This is a genomic window from Parvibaculum sp. (genome assembly GCF_002684405.1).
Lineage (GTDB): Bacteria > Pseudomonadota > Alphaproteobacteria > Parvibaculales > Parvibaculaceae > Parvibaculum.
Genome location: NZ_NYVD01000133.1, coordinates 1 through 9510, shown reverse-complemented (window position 1 = coordinate 9510; position 9510 = coordinate 1). Strand labels below are relative to the sequence as shown.

Below are 9510 nucleotides of genomic sequence, written 5' to 3'. Positions count from 1 at the left end.
GGCGCGCCGGCCTGGTCGCCGTCGCCGCCCGCCACGACGAGCACGGGCCGCGCGATGTTCTTCAGCCCGTCCACCGGAAAGGGCTGCCGCACCGCGCGCCAGCAGGCCGCCAGCGCCTCGCGGTCCTGCCGGTTCTGGTCCGCAAAGGCGCGGAACATGCGCCCCATCCGCGTCGTCACGGATTTAAGACTGTCGGCGAGCAGCGCATCGGCCACACTGTCGGCCTCGCGGCTCGGTTCCAGAAGGTTTTCGCCGACGCCCGCCGCCGCCACGCGATCCACGCGCTCGGGATGGTTCATCGCCATGACGAGCGCCACCATCGCGCCCATGGAATAGCCGACGATATCGGCCCCCGGTTCCCCCAGATGATCGAGCAGCGCCACGGCGTCCTCTGCCATCAGGGAGAGCGAATAGGCATCCTCGTCATGCGGCTTGTCGCTCTGCCCATGGCCCCGCCCGTCATACATGATGACGCGGTATCCCGCCCGGACGAGCGCCTTCACCCAGCCCGTATCCACCCAGTTCACCGCATGGGTGGAGCCGAACCCGTGGATCATCAGCACCGGATGGCCCTGCCCCTCCACCCGATAGGCCAGTTTCAGCCCGTCCGAGACGAATTTCTCCATGACCGAATTCCCTTACGCGAAACGAGGCCGCAGTCTAGCCAGTCAGCGCTTTGATTGTCTCCCGGCTGGCGCTACCCTTTGATGAAATTTCGGAGGAAAAAATGACCGACGCCGCCAAGCTGAAAGCCAAACTCTGCGACATGATCGACGCCATGGCGCCCGAGCTGATCGAGGTGAGCCACGCGATCCACGCCAAGCCCGAGCTTGCCTTTCACGAGCATGAGGCGGCGCGCATCCTGACGGCAAAGCTTGAAGAAGCGGATATGCCGGTGGCGCGCTCGGCCTATGGGCTCGAAACCGCCTTTGCGAGCGAGTTCGGCCCCGAGGGCAAACCAGAAGTCGCGATCCTGTCGGAATATGACGCGCTCCCCGGCATCGGCCATGCCTGCGGCCACAACATCATCGCCACGACGGGCCTCGGCGCCTCCATGGCGCTTTCCAAACTCAATGGTGAACTGCCGGGCCGCGTACGCTATCTCGGCACCCCCGCCGAGGAAATGGGCGGCGGCAAGGAGCTGATGGCGCGCGAAGGCGCCTTCGAGGGCGTCGATGCCGCCATGATGGTGCATCCGGCAGGCGTCGACCTCATCACCATGCCCTGCATCTGCATCTCGGAGGTAGCCGTCACCTTTCACGGCCGCTCGGCCCATGCCTCGGCCATGCCGCATGCGGGCCTGAACGCGCTCGACGCGCTCATCACGTCTTACCAGACGATCGCGCAGCTTCGTCAGCACATCAAACCGACCGAGCGCATTCACGGCGTCATCAGAAAGGGCGGCGATGCGCCCAACATCGTGCCGGACCACACCGAAGCGCTCTTCTATGTCCGCGCCGCCAGTGCCGAAGACCTCGCCCCGCTGAAAAAGCGCGTGGAAGCCTGCTTCCAGGCCGGCGCCATGGCCTCGGGCTGCACCGCCGACATCAAATGGGCAAAGGCCGACTATCTCGACCTCAAGACCTCCATGCCGCTCGCGAAATCCTATGAAGAGAACATGACGTCGCTGGGCCGGGAGTTCTTCCCGCTCGAAAAGATGCCGTCGGGTTCCTCCGGCAGCACGGATATGGGCAATGTCAGCCACCGCGTGCCGTCGATCCATCCCATGATCTGCTCCGCGCCGATGCATGTGGTGATCCACAATCCGGAATTCGCGGTCTGGGCCGCGTCCGATCTCGGCGACAAGGCCTGTATCGACGGCGCCAAGGCGCTCGCCATGACGGCCATCGACTATCTGACGGATGAGAAGATGCGGACAAGCGCAGCCGAAGAGTTCGCCCGCTCCAGGGACAGCTCCGCCCGCTCCGTCGCCGCTGCCTACAATCCCGAGGGCGAAGCCAATCTCGGCGGGTGCGGCTGCTGCTGAACCGGCTCGCCCGCCCTTCTCACTCGAAGGGCGGGTGCTGTTCCGATTCCATTTCCTCAACCACGCGCTCGTCGAGCTTTGCGCGCAATTCCCGCTGCTCTTCGAGCCCGATGGGGAAACTCCACATCACCAGCACCACAAGCGCGTTGCAGATGACCGGGATCGCGACGAAGACATAGGACAGCGCCTCGACGCCCTCGCCCGAGGTTCCCGCCCCGTCGGGGTTGAAGCCCAGCGCGGCAAGCGTCCAGAAGACGACACCCACGGCAATCGCGCCGCCTACCTTCTGCGTCAACGTCAGCAGCGAATAGAACAGACCGGAGCGGCGATGCCCCGTTTCCAGTTCGTCGAGGTCGGAGACATCCGCCATGATCGATCGGTAAAGCGTCGCCGTCGTCCCCACATTGAGGCCGAGGAACAGGAGAACGATGGCGGCCACGACAACATTGCCGTGAGGAATGAGGAAGATCACCGCGGGGAAAAAGGTGTTGAAGAGCGCCGCCCCCACCACGGTGCGATGCTTGCCGATGCGATAGCTGAAGGCCAGCACCACGGGAATGAAGAGCAGGCCGCCGAAAAAATAGAGCAGCAGAAGCAGGCTCTGCGCGTCCTTCACACCCCAGACGAGATCGGACTCATAGAGATAGAGCGAACCGAGTCCCGCTCCGGCAAAACCGCTCAGCAGGTCAGCCGCGAGCAGGCGGCGCAAGGGCACATTCCGCGTCAGCGCGCGCAGCGCTTCGCGCACCGGAATCGACTTGACGCTCTTGCGCGCAGGCCGCTCATGCACCAGCCAGACATTGAGCAGCACCGCGAGCGGCAGCAGCAGGATGATGAACCAGCCCATCGAATTGACGCGGGCGGATTCCATATTCGCCGCGCTGAATCTTTCGATCACGACCGGGATCGCCAGCACCAGCGGCACGCCGACCAGCGCGAAGGCCTCGCGGTAGCCCTGAATGCGCGAGCGCTCATTGTAGTCGTCTGAAAGTTCCGCCGCCCATGCCAGATGCGAAATCGTCAGCATGGTGTAGCCGATATAGAGAAAGAACATCCAGAAGACGAGATAGAAGGACGAGACCGGCGCGGAGGGAATGAACACCATATAGGCCGACAGCATCATCAGCGGGACGCAGAGCACCAGCCAGTGACGGCGCCGGCCCCAGCGCGAGGGAAACCTGTCGGACAGCACGCCCATCAACGGGTCGGTGACGACATCCCACATCCGCGCAAAGAAGAACACCGTGCCGACCGCGGCAAGTCCCAACCCCATTTCCTCGGCATAGAAATGCGGAAGGTAGACGCTGATCGGCAGACCGACCGCCGCGATGGGAATGGCAGGTCCGGAAAATGCCAGCAGCCTTGCCCATGACAATCGGCCCGAAGGTGCACTCTTTTCAGACATAGGAACCGTCTTCCTCCCTGCTTGTTTTGCGGCAGAGTATGCCTAAGCATCCCTTCGCGGGGAAGCAGGATGTCCGCTGCGGCGGCGTCGAATGTTCGAACACTGTTCGAATACTTGCCGCTTGCAGGCACGCCCCGGAGCAGAACGGTTTCTGCTATTGGGAAAATCCGGCATCGATGCAATTTGCGCCTTTGTATCGCCCAGTCGGCAATACGCCCTGCCGGAAATCTAGACGCTCACTCCCAGCCGGTCAGGAAGTCGATCACCATGCCCTTGCACATCGGATTGGCGAGCAGGAACATGTGATCGGTCCCGGGTACGATCTCCGCCTTCGCGCGCGGCATGACGGCGGCAAGCTCCGCCGGGTCGCCCGCCAGATCGTCCCGCGCGCCGGCGATCACCAGCACGTCGTTCGCGATGGAGGAAAAATCGACCTCCTGCCCGCTTCCCGGCGCCTTCATGCAGGCGGCAAGCGCCAGCCTGTCCTGGTCCAGATGTTCGGCATAAAGACGAAATCCCTTCGCCGTCGGATCGTCGATGCTTTCCGGGTCGTCCGTCGTCAGCGCCTCGACCACTTTCTCGCTCCAGCCTGACCCGCGCGGCGCCAGCATCTTGCCGCCCACGCCCGCCAGCACCACCTTGTCGAAGCGGTCGCCATATTGCGACGCCAGCCGCATGGCAAGCCCCGCCCCCATGGAAAACCCCATGAGATCGGCCTTCTGAATGCCGAGTTCGTCCATCACGGCGACGACATCGTCGACAAGCTGTCCGCCCGCATAAGCGGCTTCCTCATGCGGATGCCCGCTCTTGCCGTGCCCGCGCAGATCGATCGCGACGACCTGCCGCCCGGTGCGCGTCAATGCCTGCACCCAGCCCGTGCGGCCCCAATTATCCGCCGCGGTGGAGGCAAAGCCGTGCAGGAGGATCATGGGGATCCCCTCGCCTTCGACCTCATAGGCAATGTCGACGCCCTCGACATTCACGACCGGCATGAGCTTCCTCCCGGATCAGTCTGCGGACACATTGCTCGACTGCGGATCGGACGGCTGCAATGTCCGCGAGGACAAGCCCGCCGCGGCGACATCGATAGCCCGGATTTCAATGATCCGCCGGTTTTCGCGCTGAACCTTTTCATCCAGCGGAAAGCGCCAGAGCAGCCAGGCCACGACCGCCGTGATGAAAACCACCGGCCAGACATAGATGGCCCGCAGCGCATCGAGCGTCCATTGGCTGTTGTCGCCCAGCGGCACGAAGCCGATCAGGTCGAGCGCCCAATAGGAAACGCCGATGGCGATGGCGGCGCCCACCTTGTTGGTGCTGGTCAGCAGCGAATAGAAAAGCCCGGTGCGCTGCTGATGGGTCTGCACTTCGTCATGATCGGCCACATCCGCCATGATCGCGCGGAAGAGGAACGCCCCCGCCGCCATATTGACGCCCAGCAGCACCCATGTCGCGAGCGCGATCAAAGGCTGCCCGGGCGGAATGAACAGAATGGCCGGCACCGTCACCGTGTTGAAGAGCGAGGAGATCGCCGCCGCGCGATGTTTGCCCACTTTCCGGCTGAGCCACAGCACGGCGGGCACGAAGCAGAGACCGGAAATGAAATAGCAAAGCAGCAGCGCGCTGGTGAAGGAGCCGAGTTGCAGCACGTCGCGCGCAAGAAAGATGAAAAGGCTCGCCACGATGCCGCCCGAGATACCGGAAATGAGATCGGCAAACAGCACCGTGCGCAGCGGCATGTTTCGAAGGACAACCTGAACCGCCTCGCGGAAGGGCACATGCTTGGGCGGCGGCGTCTTGCGTTCGGGCAGGGAAAGAACGGCAATCAGCACGGTGATGGGCAGCAGGATGAGCACGAACCAGCCCATCGCTTCCACCCGCATCGCATTGCGCACGCCCTCGTCGACATCGGCCATCTGCTCGATGAAGATCGGCATGGCGAGAACCAGCACCATACCGCCCACAAGAGCTACCTCTCGCGCGCCCTGCACGCGGGAACGCTCGTGATAGTCGCCATGCAGCTCAGCGCCCCAGGACATGTGCGAGATGGTGAGCAACGTCCAGCCCACATACATGATGAAGAGCCAGGTGATGAGATAGGTGGCCGACACGCCCGCGGGCGGCATGAAGATCATCACCACCGACACCATCATGATCGGCACCGACAGCACGATCCAGTGGCGCCGTCGGCCCCACCGTGTCTCGAAACGGTCGGAAAGAATGCCAAGCACCGGATCGGTGAAAACGTCCCAGAAGCGGGCGAACATGAAAAGCGAGCCCACGACCCCCGTGCCGAGGCCCAGTTCGGCATAAAAGGGCGGCAGATAGACCACCAGCGGCAGTCCCATCGCCGAAATCGGGATCGCCGGTATGGCAAAGGCCAGAAGCTGCCATTTGGAAAGTGACGTCTCGCCGGACGCTGTCCGCTTCGTTCCCGCTTCATGCGGCATTCGCAAATCTCCTCCCGCCTTGGCGGTGTCTCCATGCCCCGTCTTGAGCGCGGAGATTATGAGGGAGAGGCCGCCTCGCGCCAAGCAGAACAGGAACCAGCTTTGCGAAGTTTTTCGTTGCGGAACAAAGCCTTGGCGAGGGGCTATTATTTTGCGGCGGCAGCCATTAGTTTAGCCCCGCTGCCGGGCGGTCTCCGGCGGCAAGCACCCGGTAACGAGCAAAACGGAAGAGCGGCTCATGGCTTCCACAGGCGCCCCAAAATTCGCGAACGACGCAGGCTTGCGGGAAATCCGCATCGGCGTGAAGGAATTCGAATGCATGGGGGCTCGCCCGCCGCATGACCACCCCCATGTCTATCTGGATATGGGCCGCGAGACGGAAATCATCTGCCCCTATTGCTCGACCCTCTACAAATTCGACGAGACGCTGGGAGCCGACCGGTCCGAACCGGCCGATGCGATCGTGACGGCAAAAGAATTCGTCTGATCCGGCCCTGATGCGCGGTAACCGGGGGAGAAGACCGGCTAGTCGCGCGGCAGATAGGTCAGAAACCAGCGCAGCGCATGCTGCATCACCTGCTCCATCGCGCCCGGCTCCTCGAACAGGTGCCCTGCCCCCGGTACGATCACGATTTCTTTGGTCCCGCGCAGAGCCTTCAAGGCGCGCCGATTGAGCTCGACCACCTCCCCGTCGCGAGAGCCGGCCAAGAGAAGCACCGGCGAGCGCACATGCATGAGCATCGGCTCTGCGACATCGGGCCGTCCGCCGCGCGATACCACCGCGGCGACATGGTTTCCCGGTTTCGCCGCCGCGACCAGTGCCGCCGCCGCGCCCGTACTGGCGCCAAAATAGCCGATGGCAAGCCCCTGGAGCTCCGGCTGCGCTTCGGCCCAGCTCGTGGCCCCGACCAACCGTCCGGCCAGCAGCACCACATCGAACACGTTCCGCCGATCCGCCGCTTCGCGCGGCGTCAGAAGATCCAGCAGCAACGTCGCCAGCCCGCGGCTTTGCAATTCTTCGGCGACACGCATATTGCGCGGGCTCAGCCGGCTACTGCCGCTGCCATGCGCGAAGATGACGAGGCCCTTCGCGTCCACGGGCACATTGAGTATGCCCTTCAGCTTTTGCGGCCCGACGTCGACCTCTCTGGCAGGAACGATCTTGCCCATCGGCATCACGCCCCGACCGGACAGGTACCGGCCGTCCCATGCGGACGGTCGGCCCGCGGCATGGCTGTCTGTCTGGTCCAACAGGCTTGTCTGTGTTCTTGCGTCGTCCGGCAGGGCACGGGCCGTTTCCTCCTCCGGTAATAACCGTGAGAAAACTATCCCGCGCCGGATGGGCGAAAGCCTTGATGCCGCTCAAATTATGGGAGGGGGACGTGACGCAACCCCTGCGCAGATTGCCGCACGCGAGAGTTAGCCGGACCTAAAGTGCCCGTGTCTCCGCTTGCTCGCTTCGCAACAATGTCTGCGCCAGGGCCAGCGCCTGGTCCCTGGTGGCAACCATGAGCATGGGATAGCCCCAGAATTTCTCATACACCGAGGCGAACGCTTTGGTCGCCAACCGCTTGGCGGTACTCGGCTCGATATAGATCCCCGCTTTGATGAAGGCTCTCAATTCGCTCTTGTGGCGTTTCATCCAAAGCACCGTTTGCTTCTTTTCTTCCGGCGAATGTTCGTGATCGCCTTTATCAAGTCCCTCGTCATTGAGCAGAACAAAGACTTCCTTGCGGGCGAGCAATGCCTCGAACTCAGCAAAAGGCGAAGCTTCGGGATCGGCGCCCGGCGCGTTGAATCGTATCCACACGAGAGGGAACTGCGAGGCGTCAATCAACATGCCGACACTCCTTCGGACCATAAGGAAAAATCGCCGGCTGCCGTGCCCCGTCGGAAAAAGGGCCTATCCCGGTCGGGAGGAGCCATGCTCCGAGCGAGCAGAACGGCCAGCATTTAGCCTCAGAATACCGATGGAATGGCTGGACGACATTGCACAACTTGGACATAATATTTTGCAATTAGGCCAAAACGCCTCATCTTCGATCCGAGGTTCAGCACGTACCATGTCGAGCGTTGCCATTACCGATCTGACTGTCACCGGGGACGTCGATAACGTCCCCCGGCCCGTTGTTGCCCTGAGTGCCACATCGGTAACAAGTGACTGGGAACATGCGAGGCATCAGCACCACAAGGCGCAACTGCTTTACTCCGTCCGCGGCATCATCAATTGCGAAATCGAAGACGGCGTGTGGATCGTGCCGCCGCAATGCGCTGTATGGATACCGGGAGACCTGCCCCACTCGGCCCGGGGATCGGGTAACACGGAGTGTTATTGCCTGTTCGTGGAGCCTGATGCCGCACCGGATCTCCCGAAAACCTGCTGCACGATTTCGGTATCGCCACTGCTGCGCGAGTTGCTTCTGAAAGTGGCGGGGTTTCCCAAGCTATATGCGCCAGGAAGCCGGGAAGATCGGCTGATAGCCGCCTTGCTGGATGAGTTGGCGGCGGCTCCGGTGGAAGACCTGCATTTGCCGATGCCGCATGATCCACGATTGCGCCGCCTCGCGGAAATGCTGTTGGCCGACCCCGCAGACAAAACCTCAAAGGGCGATTGGGCGACCCGTATTGGTATGAGCGAGCGCAGCATGAGCCGGCTTTTACTGCAGGAAATCGGCATGAGCTTCGGACGCTGGCGCCGGCAATTGCATGTGATCCTGGCGCTTCAACGCCTGACGAGGGGCGAAAGCGTGCAGACCGTGGCGTTGGAATTGGGGTACGAAAATGCCAGCGGCTTCGTCACCATGTTCCGCAAGGCGGTGGGCAAGCCTCCGGCGCGATATCTCTCGGAACGAATGACCGACGGAGAGCCCACGACCGTGCCGGGCATCGTGCTTTCCGATCAGACGGTCCTGGCTTGAGACCGGCTACTGTTCTCCCTTGCGGGGTTGCCGACATTCCGTACACGTCATGGTGATGGTATAAGCCGACTCCTTGTCGGGAGCGAATCCTTCCTCACACGCCAACGACCGCAGGTGTTCACGCAACACCTCGTCTTCAATGAAAACCAGTCGCGCACCACAGTGACATCGCAGCGTGTCGTAGCGGGCGTCTGTCCCGTCCGGTTTGATGGTATAGAACCCGCGCCCATGTGCGCCTTCCGTGCGAACCAGCAACCCGGCAACCCATAAATCCTTCAACGCTCGATAGATCGAGGCAAGTGTGACGCTGTCGAGTTGCGTGCTGAGGACGCGATACATCTGGCGGGCATCGAGACAGCTCGGTGCCGCCGCCTCCAGCGCGTTCAAGACACTGGTCCGAGTGATCGTCGGTCGCAGTCGGCTCGCCGCCAATCGTCGTTCCTGAGAAGACATCGGCGATCCGGTTTCGCGACTGGCTGCTGTGCTGTGCTTGCTCATGTGTTTGCCTGACGGCAGGTTCTTGCTACCGAATGATGTAATCAGGTCAATGATCCGAGGTGGGTCATCGCGCGATTCCATATCCCTGCTCCTTGGCTATGCCGGATCTCCGATTGTTTGCGACAACGCGGAGCGGCGTGGCTAATGGATAGTCTTAGAGCCCAACCGAAAATTAAGTTGAGTGATTTCAGTGGCTTATGATTCTCTGTGGTTTGCGAAGACGACGGAGGATCAGATGGCCTGGACTGAAAT

Annotated in this window: 10 protein-coding genes; 3 read left to right on the top strand and 7 right to left on the bottom strand. The window is 62.2% G+C overall.

The window, feature by feature from the left end; translation table 11 throughout:
- On the bottom strand, nt 1-626 hold a 626-nt coding region (locus tag CMI59_RS12350), incomplete at its 3' end, for an alpha/beta hydrolase (protein WP_293328558.1).
- A 101-nt stretch (nt 627-727) separates the two neighbouring features.
- On the opposite strand from CMI59_RS12350, the gene CMI59_RS12345 reads away from it, so the two are divergent.
- The gene (locus CMI59_RS12345; protein ID WP_293328557.1) at nt 728-1987 is read left to right on the top strand and encodes a M20 family metallopeptidase; all 1260 of its coding nucleotides are present in this window, start codon (nt 728-730) and stop codon (nt 1985-1987) included.
- 19 nt (nt 1988-2006) lie between these two features.
- Here CMI59_RS12345 and CMI59_RS12340 read toward each other — a convergent pair whose 3' ends face one another.
- The 3 genes from CMI59_RS12340 to CMI59_RS12330 form a co-directional block, all read right to left on the bottom strand.
- Entirely contained in the window at nt 2007-3392 is a 1386-nt protein-coding gene (locus CMI59_RS12340) for an MFS transporter (protein ID WP_293328556.1), read from the bottom strand.
- 236 nt (nt 3393-3628) lie between these two features.
- Nucleotides 3629-4384 carry an alpha/beta hydrolase gene (locus tag CMI59_RS12335; RefSeq protein WP_293328555.1) on the bottom strand — a complete coding sequence of 252 codons (756 nt, stop codon included), beginning with the start codon at nt 4382-4384 and terminating at the stop codon, nt 3629-3631.
- Nucleotides 4385-4399: 15 nt separating this feature from the next.
- Entirely contained in the window at nt 4400-5842 is a 1443-nt protein-coding gene (locus CMI59_RS12330) for an MFS transporter (protein ID WP_293328554.1), read from the bottom strand.
- A gap of 238 nt (nt 5843-6080) precedes the next feature.
- Here CMI59_RS12330 and CMI59_RS12325 point away from each other — a divergent pair, with 238 nt between their 5' ends.
- Complete coding sequence (locus CMI59_RS12325; RefSeq protein ID WP_293328553.1) at nt 6081-6329, top strand: zinc-finger domain-containing protein; 249 nt, start codon at nt 6081-6083, stop codon at nt 6327-6329.
- Between the two features lie 38 nt (nt 6330-6367).
- On the opposite strand, the gene CMI59_RS12320 is transcribed toward CMI59_RS12325, so the two are convergent.
- Nucleotides 6368-7093 carry a dienelactone hydrolase family protein gene (locus CMI59_RS12320; protein WP_293328552.1) on the bottom strand — a complete coding sequence of 242 codons (726 nt, stop codon included), beginning with the start codon at nt 7091-7093 and terminating at the stop codon, nt 6368-6370.
- Nucleotides 7094-7271: 178 nt separating this feature from the next.
- A complete protein-coding gene (locus CMI59_RS12315; protein WP_293328551.1) occupies nt 7272-7682 on the bottom strand; it encodes a hypothetical protein in 411 nt (136 codons plus the stop codon).
- A gap of 130 nt (nt 7683-7812) precedes the next feature.
- Between CMI59_RS12315 and CMI59_RS12310 the strand changes: the two genes are divergently transcribed.
- Nucleotides 7813-8760: a helix-turn-helix transcriptional regulator gene (locus CMI59_RS12310; RefSeq protein WP_293328550.1), complete on the top strand. Its 948-nt coding sequence runs from the start codon at nt 7813-7815 to the stop codon at nt 8758-8760.
- A 6-nt stretch (nt 8761-8766) separates the two neighbouring features.
- Here CMI59_RS12310 and CMI59_RS12305 read toward each other — a convergent pair whose 3' ends face one another.
- Nucleotides 8767-9339 (bottom strand): transcriptional repressor, encoded by a 573-nt coding sequence (locus CMI59_RS12305; protein ID WP_293328549.1) that lies wholly within the window; start codon nt 9337-9339, stop codon nt 8767-8769.
- Between the last annotated feature and the right edge of the window lie 171 nt (nt 9340-9510).

Coding starts and splice junctions, on each gene's coding strand:
- CMI59_RS12345 (WP_293328557.1), top strand. CDS start 728: ATGACCGACGCCGCCAAGCTGAAAGCCAAACTCTGCGACATGATCGAC.
- CMI59_RS12340 (WP_293328556.1), bottom strand. CDS start 3,392: ATGTCTGAAAAGAGTGCACCTTCGGGCCGATTGTCATGGGCAAGGCTG.
- CMI59_RS12335 (WP_293328555.1), bottom strand. CDS start 4,384: ATGCCGGTCGTGAATGTCGAGGGCGTCGACATTGCCTATGAGGTCGAA.
- CMI59_RS12330 (WP_293328554.1), bottom strand. CDS start 5,842: ATGCCGCATGAAGCGGGAACGAAGCGGACAGCGTCCGGCGAGACGTCA.
- CMI59_RS12325 (WP_293328553.1), top strand. CDS start 6,081: ATGGCTTCCACAGGCGCCCCAAAATTCGCGAACGACGCAGGCTTGCGG.
- CMI59_RS12315 (WP_293328551.1), bottom strand. CDS start 7,682: ATGTTGATTGACGCCTCGCAGTTCCCTCTCGTGTGGATACGATTCAAC.
- CMI59_RS12310 (WP_293328550.1), top strand. CDS start 7,813: ATGGAATGGCTGGACGACATTGCACAACTTGGACATAATATTTTGCAA.
- CMI59_RS12305 (WP_293328549.1), bottom strand. CDS start 9,339: ATGGAATCGCGCGATGACCCACCTCGGATCATTGACCTGATTACATCA.